We start from the raw sequence: 15,587 nt of genomic DNA on the forward strand, positions 1-15,587 counted from the left end.
CGAGGAGTAGTGATGGCCACCACGGTCCCCGACACAGCCGAGGTCGAACTCGCCATCGGCGGCATGACCTGTGCCTCGTGCGCCGCCCGGATCGAGAAGAAGCTCAACCGGATGGACGGGGTCACCGCGACCGTCAACTACGCGACGGAGAAGGCGAAGGTCCACTACTCCGGTGAGGTGTCCGTGCAGGACCTGATCGCCACGGTCGAGGCGACCGGGTACACGGCCCGCGAGCCCGAGCCGGTCCGCGCCGAGCCCGCCCCCGGCACGGAGGCCGGCAGGTCCGCGGAGGCCGACGACCTGCGGCCGCTGCGGGACCGGCTGGTCACGGCCGTGGTGCTGGCCGTCCCGGTGATCGCGATGGCGATGGTGCCCGCCCTGCAGTTCGAGTACTGGCAGTGGCTGTCGCTGACCCTGGCGGCGCCCGTCGTGACGTACGCCGCCTGGCCCTTCCACAAGGCCGCCTTCACCAACGCGCGGCACGGCGCGGCCACCATGGACACCCTGATCTCGGTCGGCACCACGGCCGCCTTCCTGTGGTCGCTGTGGGCCCTGTTCTTCGGCACCGCGGGCACGCCCGGCATGACGCACCCCTTCGAGCTGACCATCGCCCGCACCGACGGCGCCGGGAACATCTACCTGGAGGCCGCCGCCGGGGTGACCGCCTTCATCCTGGCCGGGCGGTACTTCGAGGCCCGTTCCAAGCGCAAGGCGGGTGCCGCGCTGAAGGCCCTGCTGGAGCTGGGCGCCAAGGACGTCACGGTCCTGCGGGGCGGCCGTGAGGAGCAGATCCCCGTCGCAGAGCTGAAGGTCGGGGACCGCTTCCTGGTCCGCCCCGGCGAGAAGATCGCCACCGACGGTGCGGTCGTCGAGGGCACCTCCGCCGTGGACGCCTCCATGCTCACCGGCGAGTCGGTGCCGGTCGAGGTCGGCGTGGGGGACGCGGTGACCGGGGCGACCGTGAACGCGGGCGGACGGCTGGTGGTCGAGGCCACCCGGATCGGCGCCGACACCCAGCTGGCCCGGATGGCCCGGATGGTGGAGGACGCGCAGAACGGCAAGGCCGCCGCCCAGCGGCTCGCCGACCGCATCTCCGCCGTCTTCGTGCCCGTCGTCATCGCCCTGGCGCTGGCCACCCTCGGCTTCTGGCTCGGCAACGGCGCGGGAGCCGCCGCCGCGTTCACCGCCGCCGTCGCGGTACTGATCATCGCCTGCCCGTGCGCGCTGGGCCTGGCCACGCCGACCGCGCTGATGGTCGGCACCGGGCGCGGCGCCCAGCTCGGCATCCTCATCAAGGGCCCTGAGGTCCTGGAGTCCACGCGCCGCGTCGACACCGTCGTCCTGGACAAGACCGGCACCGTCACCACCGGCCGCATGACCCTGCTCGCCGTACACACCGCCGACGGCACCGACGAGACGGACGTCCTGCGGCTGGCGGGCGCGCTGGAACACGCCTCCGAACACCCGATCGCCCGCGCCGTCGCCGACGGGGCGCAGCAGAAGCTGGGCGCGCTGCCCGCACCCGAGGACTTCGCGAACGTGCCCGGGCTCGGCGTGCAGGGCATCGTCGACGGCCACGCCGTCCTCGTCGGCCGCGAGAAGCTCCTCGCCGAGTGGGCCATGGGGCTCCCGGCGGACCTGGCCCGGGCCAAGGCCGGGGCGGAGGCGGCCGGCCGCACCGCGATCACCGTCGCGTGGGACGGCCGGGCACGGGCGGTCCTGGAGATCGCCGACGCCGTGAAGGACACCAGCGCCGAAGCCATCGCCCGGCTGCGCGCCCTGGGACTGACGCCGATCCTGCTGACCGGCGACAACGAGGCCGTGGCCCGGTCCGTGGCCCGCGAGGTGGGCATCGCCCCCGAGCATGTCGTCGCCGAGGTCATGCCGCAGGACAAGGTCGACGTCGTCAAGCGCCTCCAGGGCGAGGGCCGTTCGGTGGCCATGGTCGGCGACGGGGTCAACGACGCCGCCGCCCTCGCCCAGGCCGACCTGGGGCTGGCCATGGGCACCGGCACCGACGCCGCCATCGAGGCCGGCGACCTCACCCTCGTCCGCGGCGACCTGCGCGCCGCCGCCGACGCCATCCGCCTGGCCCGCAGGACACTGGGCACCATCAAGTCCAACCTCTTCTGGGCCTTCGCCTACAACATCGCCGCCCTGCCGCTCGCCGCCGCCGGCCTGCTCAACCCGATGATCGCCGGAGCCGCCATGGCCTTCTCCTCGGTCTTCGTCGTCGGCAACTCCCTGCGCCTGCGCGGCTTCAAGGCCGCGGACTGACGGCCTCGCCGCCCGTTGTCCCCGCTGCCCGGCGTCCCTCACGGAGGGTGCCGGGCAGCGGGGCTTTCCTGCCGGGCTGCCGGGCTTTCCCGGGAGCGGTGATGAGCGGGACGGGGTCCGGGGCCCAGGGTCCGGGGCCCGGGGCCCGGGGTCCGAGCTCCGAGGTCTGGGGCCCGGGGTCCGAGGTCCGAGGTCCGAGGTCCGAGGTCTGGGGCCCGGGGTCCGAGGTCCGTGCCCGGTCCGCGCAGGACACGGCGGTCGCCCGGACGGGTGTGCCGGGCAGCGGCCGGGGCAGGCGCGGACCAGGCTTGTACCGGAACGGACCGAAGGACGGCGGGCGCCCGCAGCGGCCCCGGCGCCCTCTGAGGGAAAGAACGCATGACCGAACCGACCAACGCCGACGGTGACACGACCGGACCGCTCGGCCCGGCGCCCGGTTCCGCGCACCACCGCCGACGGGGTCCGGCGGCGGTGCTCGGCGATCTGCGGGCCGTGGACGGCGCCCTGTACGCGGCGGTGGCCGCCACGCCCACGCCCACGCTCGACCGCGCCCTGCGGCGCCTGTCGCACGCGGCCGACCACTCCAAGATCTCGTTGGCCATCGCCGCTTCCCTGGCCCTCGGCGGCCCCCGGTCCCGCAGGGCCGCGCTCGCCGGGGCCGGTGCCGTCGCCGTGGCCTCGGCCTCGGCCAACCTGCTCGGCAAGCGCCTGGTGCGCAGGGCCCGGCCCGACCGGGAGGCGGCCCGGGTGACCGTGGACCGGCACGTGCCCATGCCCACGTCGGCGTCGTTCCCTTCCGGTCACACGGCGTCGGCGGTGGCGTTCGCCGTCGCCGTCGGGGTGGTCCTGCCAGGCGCGGCGGTACCGCTCGGGGCGCTGGCGAGCGCCGTGGCGTACTCCCGCGTCCACACCGGCGTGCACTATCCGGGTGACGTGGCGGCCGGGGCCGTCCTGGGCATCGCGAGCGCCGCCACCGCGCTGGCGGCGGTGGCGGCGGCCCGGGGACCGCACGGGCCGGCAGCCGGACCGGCCGCCGGGCGGAGGCCCTGACGCCCCTCGCCCCTCAGGCAGGACAGGCCGGCCGCACCGGGCAGCAGGTGCGGGGCGCGGGCCCGGGGCCGTCGTTCACCACGGCAGGCCCTCCAGGTGGGCGGTGACGCGGGCGTGGTCCCAGGCGCCGTCGGCGACGACGATCCGGTAGCGGTAGGCGAAGGACTCGCCCGGCTCCAGCTCGAACTCCTCGAAGAACGCCCAGGAGAAGGCGGCCGTCGGGATCGGCTCCGCGCGCACGAACCAGTGGGAGGCGTGGATCGCGTGCGCGGCGTCCAGGTTTTCGGGGGCGTGCGCGAAGACGAGCGTGGAGTGGGCGTCGGTCTCGTCGTGCTCGGCGGTGAAGGCCAGCCAAGGGCTCTGGGTGCCCATCAGCTTCCCGGCGTCCGCGCCCGCGACCGCGTCGGCGCCGGGGGCGAACACGGTGCCGCCGGTGAAGTCGCGGGGGCCGCGCCACTGCAGGCCGGTGTAGCCGGCCATCTCGCGGCCGGCGGTGGTCGGGGAGCCGAAGGCCAGCGGCTCGGCGCGGATGTTGGTGAGGCGGATCGACCAGTCCAGGGCCCAGGCTCCGGCCGCCTCGTCGACCGAGTGGACGGTGAGGCCGCGTGCCTCGCGGGCCCATTCCCCGCCGTGGTGCGCCACCCAGGTCAGGTCCTCGGTGAGGGCGAGGCGGTCGTCCTCGGCCGTGAACGCGGAGAAGCCGTCGTGCCGCATGGAGCCGACGCGCTCGGGCAGGGGCAGGTAGCCCCGGCCGTGGACGTAGGAGTTGCCGCCCCAGAAGTTCTGGCCGGAGAGGTGGCTCGCCGTCATCTGGAGGCCCTTGTGCCAGCGGTGGTCGCTGGGGCGGTAGCCGGTCACGGTGCGCCCGGCGAGGGTGCGCACCGGGTGGGCGTACGGCTTGCGGGACTCGAACGGGTCGGGGTCGGGGCGGTAGACGTACCGCAGGATCTCGGTGCCGCTCGCCGCGGTGACCGCGACGTGGTCGCCGTGGGTGTGGCTGACGCGGATGCTCCGGACACTCATGCGCGCTCCTTCGGGGCCCAGTCGGGGTGGCCGCCGTGCAGGGCGGCGTAGTACGGGTCGCCGGGTCCGATCTCGCCGGCGCGGACCGGACGGCCGGTGAAGGCCGCCTTGTACAGGGCGGCGGCGAATTCGAGGGTGGCGCGGGCGTCGGTGCCGCTGCCGGGTGGCCGTACGCCGGCGTCGTAGGCGTCGAGGAGGGCGCCGAGCTGGGCGGCGTGGGAGCTGGGCACGTCGGCGGCGGGGGCACGCCAGGCGGCAGCGCGCCCGGGGTCGACGTGCGGGGCCGGGGTGTAGGTCCAGTCGGCGTTGCGGTGTCCGTACAGGTGGGTGAGTTCCACGGTGGCGTCGGCGCAGTCGACGCGGATGCGGCTCACCTCGTCCGGGGACAGGACGCTGTTGACGACGGTGGCCAGGGCGCCGTCGGCGAACCGCACGAGGGCCGTGGAGACGTCCTCGCTCTCGGTGGCGTGGACCAGGCGCGAGGCCATCGCGCGGATCTCCTCCCACGGGCCGAGCAGGTGCAGCAGCAGGTCGTACTGGTGGATGCCGTGGCCCATGGTCGGCCCGCCGCCCTCGGTGGCCCACCTCCCGCGCCAGGGCACCGCGTAGTAGTCGGCGTCGCGGTACCAGGTGGTCTGGCAGTGGGCGACCAGCGGGGCGCCCAGCTCGCCGCTGGTGATCAGCTCGCGGGCGTGGACGGCGCCGGAGCCGTAGCGGTGCTGGAAGACGACGGAGGCGTACGCCCCCGACGCCTCCTCGGCCGCCGCGATGTCGTCGTACTCGGCGAGCGACAGGCACAGCGGTTTCTCGCACAGCACCCAGGAGCCCGCCTTCAGGGCGGCCACCGTCTGTTCCCGGTGCAGCGACGGCGGCGTGCCGATGAGGACCAGGTCGGGGCGTACGGCGTCCAGCATGTCGCCGACCGACGTGTATCCGGCGATGTCCGCGCCCGCCAGCTCCCGGAAGGCGGCCAGCCGGTCCTCGTCCACGTCGACGGCGGCGACCAGCTCGGCCCGGTCGGCGTGGGCCCGGAGCGCGGACAGGTGGCTGCCGCCGGCGATGGCGCCGGTGCCGACCACGGCGACGCGGCGGCGGGCGGGGGCCGGGGACGTGCGGGCCATGTGGTTCTCCTCGTGCGTACGGCGGACGACGCGCACAGAAAGCGCTTTCACTCCGGCCGACCCTAGAGGTGCGCGCCATGTCAGGACAACCCCGGGGCGCATCGCGCGAGGACGTCACCGGGACCGGCCGGGCGGGCCCGTGCCTCACTCGGGCCGCAGCGTTTGCGGGGAGGCCGGGCGGCTGGTCGACTGTCGCAGGGAGCCGGAGCCGGCCGTGCGGCCCCCGGCTCCCCCTCAGCTCTCCGCGGAAGGAGTCCAGGCGTGACCACCGATCCCCAGCCGACGCCCTCGGGGCGGGGCCCGGACGGCAGCCAGCCGTGGCTGCACCAAAGAGGCCGGATCATCCAGGAGTTCGGCACCGTCAAGCAGTTCCCCGTGGCCCTGTCCATGGAGGCCCGCCTCTACTCCTGCCAGCGGCTCAACAAGGTGCTGGCGGACACGCGCATCCTGCACGACCTGTACAAGAAGTACCACTGGCTCATGCGCGGGGCGACGTTCTACCAGCTGCACCTGCTGCTGGACAAGCACGCGGGCGAACAGCTGGCGCTGGTCGACACGATCGCGGAACGCGTCCAGACCTTGGGCGGTGTGGCGGTCGGCGACCCCCGGCACGTCGCGGAGATCACCGCCGTGCCGCGTCCGCCGGACGGCGTGGAGGAGGTGCCCGCCATGCTGTCGCGGCTGCTGGAGGCGCACGAGCTGATCCTCACCGACTGCCACGACGCCGCGGCCCGCACCCAGGAGCAGGGCGACGACGGGACCAACGACCTGCTGGTCTCCGAGGTCGTCCGCACCAACGAACTCCAGGCCTGGTTCGTCGCGGAGCACTTGGCCGACACTCCCCTGGTGCGCGTCTGACCCGCGCCGCGGGGCGGCCCGGTGCCGCCGGATGCCACCGGATGTCACCGGACGGCGGCAGACCACCACGGTGGCGGGACCAGGACGACAGCAGACCACGACGACGGCAGGACCACGCACCCGACCGGCACAGGACGAGCGAACGAGCGCGATATGCCCGACACGTCACACGGTGAGCACGGCAAGCCGCCGACGCTCGCGCAGCGGTGGGCCCGTTTCAAGGAGTCCCCGTTCCTGCCGGCCGTGGTGCTGGTGTTCATCCTGGCGGCCGCGGCCGGTCTCTTCGCGGGGTCCTACACGTACTCCATGGCGGATCCGACACCGCGCTCGATCCCGACGGCGGTGGTCGGCTCGTACGAGAAGGAGCGGGGCCGGGGCTTCCTGATCGGCCTGGAGAAGGCGCTGAACGCCTCGGTGAAGGTGCACACCTACATCACCCTGGCCGACGCCCGGCGGGCGGTCGAGGAACAGGAGGTCTTCGCGATCCTGGAACTGCGGGACGACGGCCGGTCCGTCGTCCTGGACCTGTCGAGCGCGTCGGGCTCCTCGGTCGCCGAGGTCCTGTCCCAGGCGGCGCCGGCCGTGGGGGAGAAGACGGGGGTGGAGGTCACCGTCCGGGACATCAAGCCCCTGCAGGAGGGCGACCCGCGCGGGCTGGCGATCTTCTACATCTCCCTCGCCGCCGTGATCATCGGCTTCGTCGGGGCGATCCAGCTGAGCGTGCACGCGCGGTCCCTCACCCCGCCCGAACGCATCGCCTTCACGGTGGCCTACGCGCTGCTCGGCGCCTTCGCCATCGCGGCGGTGGTGGACTGGCTGCTGGACGCGCTCGACCTGCCGTTCGTCGAGTCGTGGCTGATCCTGGCGCTCACGATGTTCGCCAGCGGCATGGTCTTCACCATGTTCAACACCCTGGTCGGACGCTGGGCGATGCTGCCGACGTGGGGGCTGATGGTGCTCCTGGGCAATCCGTCGTCCGGCGGCGCGGTGTCCTGGCCACTGCTGCCGTCGGTGCTGGGGGTGATCGGCCAGTGGCTGCCGCCGGGCGCCTCGATCAACGCCCAGCACACGGCGGTGTACTTCTCCGGGCACCAGCACGCGTTCCCCTTCCTGGTGCTGGCCGGCTGGGCGCTGCTGTCCTGCACGGTGTTCTGGGTCTGGCGGCACCGCCACCCCGGCAGCCGCGAACGCCGTCCGGCGCACGCCGGTTCGTGAGGCGGTCCGAGCCCTCGCAGGTGGCCGGCAGGCGGATGATCCGGCGCGGCGCCTCGCGGTGCAGCCGCGCCGAGGAAGCCGCGCGCCTGCTCACCGAGGGCCACGGTGCCGGGCGCCCCTGTGTGCCGGAGCGCCGGACGCCCTCGGGCGCCGAGGTGTTGCGCGGCGCGGGGTGCGGGGCCGGCGCGCAGGCGCGGGGCCCGGGCGTGGGTCGACGGGTCCCGCGCCCCGGCCCGTGCTCCACGCGTTCCGCGCCCCGGCCCGTGCTCCACGCGTTCCGCGCCCCGCACCCGGTGCTCAGGTCAGCGGCACCGTCACCTCACCCGCCCCCTGCGCACTCGCGCCGCCCGGGACGCGCACGGTGAACGGCCGGTCGGTGCCGCTCGCGGTGACGCGCAGCAGGCCGTCCTCGCGCCGTACGCGGAACGTGGCCGCCGGTGCCCCGGCCGGGTCGGGCACGGTGACCTCGGTGGCGTACTCGGGCCCGGCGGGCGGGTGGACGAGCAGGACCGGGGCGTCCAGCCAGTCGCCGTCGGGGCGCCGGTCGTCGGTCGTCAGCGGCAGGACGGCGCCTTCGCGGACGTACAGCGGGAGGCTGTCGTAGCCGTGCCGTTCGGTGCGCCAGGCCGGGCCGGTGACCTTCTCGCCGCTGAGGAGGTGGGTCCAGGTGCCTTCGGGGAGGTAGACCTCCACCTCGCCGTCCTCGGTGAAGACGGGGGCGACCAGGAGGTCGGGGCCGAGCATGTACTGCCGGTCCAGCGGGCGGCACGCCGGGTCGTGCGGGAACTCCAGCACCATGGGCCGCATCACCGGCACGCCGGTGCGGTGGGCCTCGGCGGCGGCGCCGTACAGGTAGGGCATGAGCCGGTGCTTGAGCAGGGTGAAGCGCCGGGCGACGTCGACCGCCTCGTCGCCGAACTCCCACGGCACCCGGTACGACGACGAGCCGTGCAGGCGGCTGTGCGAGGACAGCAGGCCGAAGGCCAGCCAGCGCTTGAAGACGGCCGGGTCGGGGGTGCCCTCGAAGCCGCCGATGTCGTGGCTCCAGAAGCCGAAGCCGCTCAGGGACAGCGACAGGCCGCCGCGCAGCGACTCGGCCATGGCCTCGAAGGAGGACCAGCAGTCGCCGCCCCAGTGCACCGGGTACTGCTGGCCGCCCGCGGTCGCCGAGCGGGCGAAGAGCACGGCCTCGCCCCGGCCGCGCTCCTTCTCCAGGAGTTCGAACACGGTCCGGTTGTAGAGGTGGGTGTAGTAGTTGTGCATCCGCTGCGGGTCGGAGCCGTCGTGCCAGACGACGTCGGTGGGGACGCGCTCGCCGAAGTCGGTCTTGAAGCAGTCCACGCCCTGGTCGAGCAGCGGCTTCAGCTTCGACTGGAACCAGGCGCGGGCGTCGGGGCTGGTGAAGTCGACCAGGCCCATGCCGGCCTGCCACAGGTCCCACTGCCAGATGCCGCCGTCCGGGCGGCGCACCAGGTGGCCGAGGGCGGCGGCCTCCTCGAACAGCGGGGACTTCTGGGCGATGTAGGGGTTGATCCAGGCGCTGACCCTCAAGCCCTTCTCCTTCAGCCGGGCGAGCATGCCCTCCGGGTCGGGGAAGACCTCCGGGTCCCACTGGAAGTCGCACCACTGGTACTCGCGCATCCAGAAGCAGTCGAAGTGGAAGACGGACAGCGGGATGCCGCGTTCGGCCATGCCGTCGACGAACGACGTCACCGTCCGCTCGTCGTAGGAGGTGGTGAAGGACGTGGTGAGCCACAGGCCGAAGGACCAGGCGGGGGGCAGGGCGGGGCGGCCGGTGAGGGCCGTGTAGCGGGTGAGGACGTCCTTGGGGGTGGGGCCGGCGACGACGTAGTACTCCAGCGTCTGGTCCTCGACGCTGAACTGGACCTGTCCGACGGCCTCGGAGCCGACCTCGAAGGAGACCGCGCCGGGGTGGTTGACGAAGACGCCGTAGCCGCGTGAGGAGAGGTAGAAGGGGACGTTCTTGTAGGCCTGTTCGCTGCTGGTGCCGCCGTCGGCCTGCCAGATGTCGACGACCTGGCCGTTCTTGACGAACGGGGTGAAGCGCTCGCCGAGGCCGTAGATGTGTTCGCCGACGCCGAGGGCGAGCTGGGTGAGCATGTGGTGGGCGCCGTCGCCGGTGACGGCGAAGGCGGTGCCCTTGCGGCCCGCCCGGGTCAGTTCGCGCCCGTCCGCGCCGTGGAAGGCGAGGGCCCAGGGGGCGGCCTCGTCCAGCCGGAGGGTCAGCGGGCCGCTGGTCAGCTCCGTGACGGTGCCCTCCCGGCGCACCCGGGCGGTCTCGCCGGCGGGGCTCGCGAGGGCGAAGTCGGGTCCCGGCCGGCGCTTGCCGGCGTGGTGGGTGACGCGGACGCCGATCACGCCCTCGGCCGGGGAGAAGCAGTCGACCGTGAGGAGCGGCGTGTTGAGCGTGTCCCCTCTGTGGGTCACCTTGCGGACGGCGGCGTGGGCGGTGAAGCGGTCGGCGCCGGCGCGCACGTCGCGGACCTCGGTGGCGTACGAGATGCGCACACCGTCGCGGACGAGCCAGAAGCCGTCGGTGAACTTCATGATCTTCCTCGGGTGGGGCGGGAGCCGTCCGGTGGGGAACCGTCCGGCGGTGGGGGTGTGGGCTGGGCCGGACCGGCCGGGGCCTTCGGCTTCGTCGGGCTTCGTTCGGCTTCACATGGCCCGTTCGGCTTCATTCGGCCCGTTCGCCTTGATTCGGCTCGGCTCAGCTCGGCTCGGCTCAGCTCGGCTCGGCTCGGCTCGTCTCGGCTCGTCTCCGTTCGATGAGCCTTCGAGAGTTTCGACGGCAATTCGACTGGATTCGATAGTCGTTCGATAAAGATTCGACAGGCATTCGACTGTGCTCGATCGGGCCCTCCCAAGACCTGGCCGGACGTTTTGATCGTACACAAAACTAATCCGGTCCAGCCCTCCCTTCGCGCCGACCTCAGGACTCTGACCAGCCGAGACGTCCTGCCCGCCCGGCCGGTAAGCGGCACGAAGAAAGAGACGGACGCCACTTCTCCCTAGCGCGCCACCCCTTCTTTGACGTATTAGTCATCACACCAAACAAACCGTCCGGTAAAGGGGCCGGACGGTTACGACAGCAAGGGCCGCACCACATGTCCGAACGCTTCACGCGGGGCAGGACACCCACCGTCAGGGCCGTCATGCCGTTCGCCGCCGCCTCCGTCCTGATCGCCGGGGCGGCGCTGACCGGCTGCGCACAGCAACGCGACGGCGATGTGTACACCGTGATGAACTCCTCGACCGACGAGTCCTACCACCGCTGGGACGCGGAGGCGATGGCCCGCTGCGGCGAGCGGCTGGGCGTGCGGATCGAGCAGCAGAGCGTCCCGGCGGCGCAGGTGATGACGAAGGCGCTGCGCATGGCGTCCTCCAAGTCGCTGCCGGACATCGTGCAGTTCGATGCTTCCGAGATGCCGGTCTTCGCCGAGGCCGGCGGCCTCGTCGACCTCAGGTCTCTGGGCCTGAGCACCCGGGGCGTCCCCGAGGGGATCGTGAACTTCGGTTCGTACCGGGGGACGTACTACGGCGCGGCCCGGTCGGTGAACACGCTCGCGCTCTTCTACAACAAGGACGTCCTCGACGAGGCCGGTGTGGAGGTGCCCACCACCTGGGCCGAGCTGCGGGAGGCCGCGAAGAGGCTCACGCAGGGCAAGCGGTACGGGCTGGCGCTGAGCGCGGGCGGCGCGGAGGACGGCGTCTTCCAGTTCATGCCGTTCATGTGGTCCAACGGCGGCGACGAGCGGAAGCTGGACGGCCCGCGGGTCGTCCAGGCCCTCGACTACTGGAAGGCGCTGCTGAAGGACGGCTCGCTGTCGAAGTCGACCGTCAACTGGACGCAGGCGGACGTCAACGACCAGTTCATGGCCGGCAACGCGGCCATGATGATCAACGGGCCGTGGCAGGTGGAGACGCTCAACACCAAGAAGTCGCTGCACTGGGGCATCGCGGAGATCCCGGTGCCCGAGGCCGGTGCCCCGTCGGTCGGTCCGCTCGGCGGGGCCGTGCTCACCGTGCCCCGCACCGGTGACGAGGAGCGGGAGCGGACGGCCGGACGGATCGTCGCCTGCCTGTCCGGCGAGAAGGAGCAGCTGACGTACGCGCTCAACAGCTGGATGGTCCCGGCCCACGCCAAGGCCGCCGCCGTCTGGCGGGAGCGGGTGCCCGAGCTGGACGCCCTCGCCGACCAGGTCGCCGCCGCCCGGTCGCGTACGGCCCGGGTCGGCTCCGGCTGGCCGAACGTGTCGCTCGCCCTGCAGAGCGCCTTCCAGTCCGCCCTGACCGGCCAGTCCAGCGAGGCCGCCCTGAAGCGCGCCCAGCAGCGGGCCACGAGCGGGAACTGAGGTACGCCGCCCATGACCACGTCCACCGTCACCGCTCCCGCGCCGGCCGCGGCGCGCACGGCGTCCCGCGCCGCGGACCCGGACCGGCTGCGGCGCCGGCGCCGGCTCGCCCAGTGGGGGTTCGTCGCCCCCGCGGTCGTCTTCATGCTGCTGTTCTTCGGCTACCCGCTCGTACGCAACGTCGTGATGAGCTTCCAGCACTACACGCCGAAGACGTTCTTCACCGGTGAGGCGCCCTTCAACGGCGCCGACAACTGGGCGAACGTGTTCCACGACGCCCTGTTCGGCAAGGCGCTGTGGCACACGCTCGTCTTCACCGCCGGCTCGCTGCTCGGGCAGTTCTGCATCGGGCTCGCCCTCGCCGTCTTCTTCAACCGCAGGTTCCCGCTGAGCGGGGCACTGCGGTCGCTGATCCTGCTGCCCTGGCTGGTGCCGATGGTGGTGTCCGGCGTCGTGTGGCGGCGCATCCTCGACCAGGACACGGGCGTGCTGAACTCGTTCCTGGACACCCTGGGCCTGGGCAGCGGCCACACCCCCTGGCTGACCAGCCCGCACCTGGCCCTGTTGTCGGTGATCCTGGTCAACATCTGGATCGGCATCCCGTTCAACATGGTCATCCTGTACGGCGGCCTCCAGGAGATCCCGAAGGAGCTGTACGAGGCGGCCTCCCTGGACGGCGCCTCCGCGTGGCGGACGTTCCGCTCCCTCACGCTGCCGATGCTCAAGCCGGTCATCACGGTCGTCCTCGTACTGGGCTTCATGTCGACGGTGAAGATCCTCGACCTGATCCTCGCCCTCACCGACGGCGGCCCCGCCGACGCCACCCAGACCCTGGGCACGCTCACCTACCAGAACTCCTTCGTGCAGCTGGACTTCGGCGCGGGCGCGGTCGTCGGCAACGTACTCATCCTGATCTCCGCGGTGTTCGCGGTGTTCTACCTGCGGGCCAACCGCACCGAGGGGAAGTGACGGACATGGCCGCTCCCACACCGGCCACGCCCCGGCGCCGCTGGGGCTCCACCCTCGCCGGGGTGCTCATCCTGTGCGTGATGCTGTTCCCGCTGTACTGGATGCTCAACACCGCGCTCCAGCCCGAGGCGGGGCTGCTCCAGGTCGACCCGGTGCCGGGCAGCCTGGACCTGTCCGGTTTCTCCAAGGCGATCAGCGACCAGGGCGGTCACCTGCTCACCTCGCTGGTGGTCTCGCTCGGTGCCGTCGTCATCTGCCTGGCGATCGCGGCTCCGGCGGCGTACGGGCTGGCGCGGTTCGGGCTGCGCGGGTCGCGGACGATCGTGTTCGGCACGCTGATCACGCAGATGGTGCCGGGCATCGTCATCGCCAACGCGCTCTACAACTCGTACGTCGATCTCGGCCTGGTGAACTCCTCCTTCGGCCTGATGCTGGCGGACGCCTCCCTCGGCATCCCGTTCTCCATCGTGCTGATGCGCTCCTTCATGGTGTCGATCCCGGGTGAGGTGATCGAGGCCGCGCAGATGGACGGGGCCGGTCCGGTGCGGACGTTCGTGCGGGTGGTGCTGCCGATGAGCCGCAACTCGCTCATCACCTGCGGTCTGTTCGCGTTCCTGTTCTCGTGGAGCGACTTCATGTTCGCCCTCACCCTGAACACCACGGACGACGTCAAGCCGATCACCCTGGGCATCTACCAGTACATCGGCGCGCACGTCGGCGACTGGGGCTCGGTGATGGCGGCGTCCGTCCTGTCCGCGGTTCCGGCTGCGATCCTGCTCGTGCTCGCCCAGAAGTACATCGCCGCCGGCATCACCGGTGGTTCCATCAAGTGACCACTGCGCGCATCGGTGGCCACTGCGCGCATCGGTGGCCACTGCGCGCGTCAGCGATCGCCGCACGCATCAGTGACCACCGCTCGCGCAAGTGACCACCGCACGCATCAGTGACCACCGCAAGCGCACATGACCACCGCACGCATCAGTGACCACCGCAAGCGCACATGACCACCGGTCACGTAAGTGACCACCGTACGCATCGAAATGGGCCTCACCGCATGAGTGACTTCCCCGGTTTCCCGCCCGGCTTCGTCTTCGGCGCCGCGACCGCCTCGTACCAGATCGAGGGCGCGGTACGCGAGGACGGCCGCGGCCCGTCGATCTGGGACACCTACAGCCACACCCCCGGCCTCGTCGCGAACGGCGACACCGGCGACGTGGCCTGCGACCACTACCACCGCTACCGGGAGGACGTGGCGCTGCTGCGCGGCCTGGGCGTGGACTCCTACCGCTTCTCGATCGCCTGGCCGCGGATCGTGCCGGACGGGTCGGGCCCGGTGAACCCCAAGGGCCTGGACTTCTACTCCCGGCTGGTGGACGAGCTGCTCGCGGCGGGCATCGAACCGGCCGCCACCCTCTACCACTGGGACCTGCCGCAGGCACTGGAGGACCGGGGCGGCTGGCGGACGCGTGAGACGGCGGAGCGGTTCGCCGACTACACGGCCGTCGTCGCCGAGCACCTCGGCGACCGGGTACCGCGCTGGATCACCCTCAACGAGCCGTGGTGCAGCGCCTTCCTCGGCTACTCCGTCGGCCGCCACGCGCCCGGCGCCCGCGAGGGCCGGGGCGCGCTGGCCGCCGCCCACCACCTGCTGGTCGGCCACGGGCTGGCGGTGCAGGCGCTGCGGGCGGCCGGCGCGCGCGAGGTGGGCATCACGCTCAACCTCGACCGCAACCTTCCCGCCACCGGCTCCCCCGCCGACCTGGCGGCCGTGGTCCGCGCCGACACCCAGCACAACCTGGTGTGGACCGAGCCGATCCTCGCCGGACGCTACCCGGCCACGGAGGAGGAGACCTGGGGCGAGCTGATCACCGGTCAGGACTTCCGGCGCGACGGCGACCTGGAACTGATCTCCCAGCCGCTGGACTTCCTCGGCGTCAACTACTACCGGCCCATCGTGGTCGCCGACGCCCCTCACCGGGAACCCGACCCGGCGCGGCGGGTGGCGACGGACAACCGGTACGAGGAGGTGCGGATGCCGGGCGTGAGGCACACGGCGATGGACTGGCCGGTCGCCCCGGACACCTTCACCGACCTGCTGGTGCGGCTGAAGCAGCAGTACGGCGACGCGCTGCCGCCGGTCCACATCACCGAGAACGGCTCCGCGGAGGACGACACGGTCGCCGCCGACGGGGCGGTGCACGACGCCGACCGCGTGGCCTACCTGCGCGACCACCTCACCGCGCTGCGGGCGGCGATGGATGCGGGCGTGGACGTCCGGGGCTACTACGTGTGGTCGCTGCTGGACAACTTCGAGTGGGCGTACGGCTATGGCAAGCGGTTCGGGATCGTCCGCGTCGACTACGACACGCAGCGGCGTACGCCGAAGGACAGCTACCACTGGTACCGGGAGATGATCGCGGCGCAGCGCCGCTGACGGGAGCGGGAACGGGGGCAGTGCGGAAGCGGAAGCGGGAGCGGAGCGTCGGGTCCGGCCGGAGGCCCCGGCCGTCCTGCTCCCGGCCGCTCTCGGCCGGCCCCCGGCTCATCCCGCCGCGCGCTCGGCGTACGCTGCCGGGTCGGCCAGTACCTCACGCACGATCACGCCGGCCGCGCCCTCGTGGAGGGCGGCGCCGATCCGGGCCTGCGGGAGGACCACGGCACCGGGTACACCCCGCTGGAGTGGGCCGTGAAGGGCGGC

At 72.6% G+C, this 15,587-nt stretch carries 11 protein-coding genes and 1 pseudogene; 9 read left to right on the forward strand and 3 right to left on the reverse strand.

What is annotated here, in order from left to right; genetic code table 11:
- Nucleotides 1-12: 12 nt before the first annotated feature.
- Both ABZ340_RS29220 and ABZ340_RS29225 read left to right on the forward strand, forming a co-directional pair.
- Nucleotides 13-2,277, forward strand: coding sequence for a heavy metal translocating P-type ATPase (locus tag ABZ340_RS29220; protein WP_358784839.1), 2,265 nt, complete (start codon nt 13-15; stop codon nt 2,275-2,277).
- A gap of 378 nt (nt 2,278-2,655) precedes the next feature.
- A complete protein-coding gene (locus ABZ340_RS29225) occupies nt 2,656-3,327 on the forward strand; it encodes a phosphatase PAP2 family protein (RefSeq protein ID WP_358784840.1) in 672 nt (223 codons plus the stop codon).
- 75 nt (nt 3,328-3,402) lie between these two features.
- On the opposite strand, the gene ABZ340_RS29230 is transcribed toward ABZ340_RS29225, so the two are convergent.
- A complete protein-coding gene (locus tag ABZ340_RS29230; protein WP_358784841.1) occupies nt 3,403-4,350 on the reverse strand; it encodes a PmoA family protein in 948 nt (315 codons plus the stop codon).
- Complete coding sequence (locus tag ABZ340_RS29235; RefSeq protein WP_358784842.1) at nt 4,347-5,471, reverse strand: Gfo/Idh/MocA family oxidoreductase; 1,125 nt, start codon at nt 5,469-5,471, stop codon at nt 4,347-4,349. Before ABZ340_RS29235 ends, ABZ340_RS29230 begins: the two co-directional genes overlap by 4 nt.
- A 261-nt stretch (nt 5,472-5,732) precedes the next feature.
- Here ABZ340_RS29235 and ABZ340_RS29240 point away from each other — a divergent pair, with 261 nt between their 5' ends.
- Complete coding sequence (locus ABZ340_RS29240; protein ID WP_358784843.1) at nt 5,733-6,329, forward strand: DNA starvation/stationary phase protection protein; 597 nt, start codon at nt 5,733-5,735, stop codon at nt 6,327-6,329.
- Nucleotides 6,330-6,482: 153 nt separating this feature from the next.
- A complete protein-coding gene (locus ABZ340_RS29245) occupies nt 6,483-7,544 on the forward strand; it encodes an ABC transporter permease (protein WP_358784844.1) in 1,062 nt (353 codons plus the stop codon).
- Between the two features lie 297 nt (nt 7,545-7,841).
- Here ABZ340_RS29245 and yicI read toward each other — a convergent pair whose 3' ends face one another.
- Nucleotides 7,842-10,112, reverse strand: a complete 2,271-nt coding sequence (yicI, locus tag ABZ340_RS29250) for an alpha-xylosidase (RefSeq protein WP_358784845.1) — start codon at nt 10,110-10,112, stop codon at nt 7,842-7,844.
- 608 nt (nt 10,113-10,720) lie between these two features.
- Here yicI and ABZ340_RS29255 point away from each other — a divergent pair.
- The 5 genes and pseudogenes from ABZ340_RS29255 to ABZ340_RS29275 all read left to right on the forward strand — a co-directional run.
- On the forward strand, nt 10,721-11,920 hold the full coding sequence (locus ABZ340_RS29255; RefSeq protein ID WP_358784851.1) for a sugar ABC transporter substrate-binding protein: 1,200 nt from the start codon (nt 10,721-10,723) through the stop codon (nt 11,918-11,920).
- 12 nt (nt 11,921-11,932) lie between these two features.
- The gene (locus ABZ340_RS29260) at nt 11,933-12,889 is read left to right on the forward strand and encodes a sugar ABC transporter permease (protein WP_358784846.1); all 957 of its coding nucleotides are present in this window, start codon (nt 11,933-11,935) and stop codon (nt 12,887-12,889) included.
- Nucleotides 12,890-12,894: 5 nt separating this feature from the next.
- On the forward strand, nt 12,895-13,722 hold the full coding sequence (locus ABZ340_RS29265) for a carbohydrate ABC transporter permease (protein ID WP_358784847.1): 828 nt from the start codon (nt 12,895-12,897) through the stop codon (nt 13,720-13,722).
- 221 nt (nt 13,723-13,943) lie between these two features.
- Entirely contained in the window at nt 13,944-15,323 is a 1,380-nt protein-coding gene (locus ABZ340_RS29270) for a GH1 family beta-glucosidase (protein WP_358784848.1), read from the forward strand.
- Nucleotides 15,324-15,491: 168 nt separating this feature from the next.
- Nucleotides 15,492-15,587: pseudogene (locus ABZ340_RS29275) on the forward strand (ankyrin repeat domain-containing protein); the annotation flags it as partial.

Source organism: Streptomyces sp. NPDC006134, from assembly GCF_040628835.1.
Classification (GTDB): domain Bacteria; phylum Actinomycetota; class Actinomycetes; order Streptomycetales; family Streptomycetaceae; genus Streptomyces.

Bases quoted from the DNA above. Each gene is read 5' to 3' on its own strand.
- ABZ340_RS29220 (WP_358784839.1), top strand. From the start codon at position 13: ATGGCCACCACGGTCCCCGACACAGCCGAGGTCGAACTCGCCATCGGC.
- ABZ340_RS29225 (WP_358784840.1), top strand. From the start codon at position 2,656: ATGACCGAACCGACCAACGCCGACGGTGACACGACCGGACCGCTCGGC.
- ABZ340_RS29230 (WP_358784841.1), bottom strand. From the start codon at position 4,350: ATGAGTGTCCGGAGCATCCGCGTCAGCCACACCCACGGCGACCACGTC.
- ABZ340_RS29235 (WP_358784842.1), bottom strand. From the start codon at position 5,471: ATGGCCCGCACGTCCCCGGCCCCCGCCCGCCGCCGCGTCGCCGTGGTC.
- ABZ340_RS29245 (WP_358784844.1), top strand. From the start codon at position 6,483: ATGCCCGACACGTCACACGGTGAGCACGGCAAGCCGCCGACGCTCGCG.
- yicI (WP_358784845.1), bottom strand. From the start codon at position 10,112: ATGAAGTTCACCGACGGCTTCTGGCTCGTCCGCGACGGTGTGCGCATC.
- ABZ340_RS29255 (WP_358784851.1), top strand. From the start codon at position 10,721: ATGCCGTTCGCCGCCGCCTCCGTCCTGATCGCCGGGGCGGCGCTGACC.
- ABZ340_RS29260 (WP_358784846.1), top strand. From the start codon at position 11,933: ATGACCACGTCCACCGTCACCGCTCCCGCGCCGGCCGCGGCGCGCACG.
- ABZ340_RS29265 (WP_358784847.1), top strand. From the start codon at position 12,895: ATGGCCGCTCCCACACCGGCCACGCCCCGGCGCCGCTGGGGCTCCACC.
- ABZ340_RS29270 (WP_358784848.1), top strand. From the start codon at position 13,944: ATGAGTGACTTCCCCGGTTTCCCGCCCGGCTTCGTCTTCGGCGCCGCG.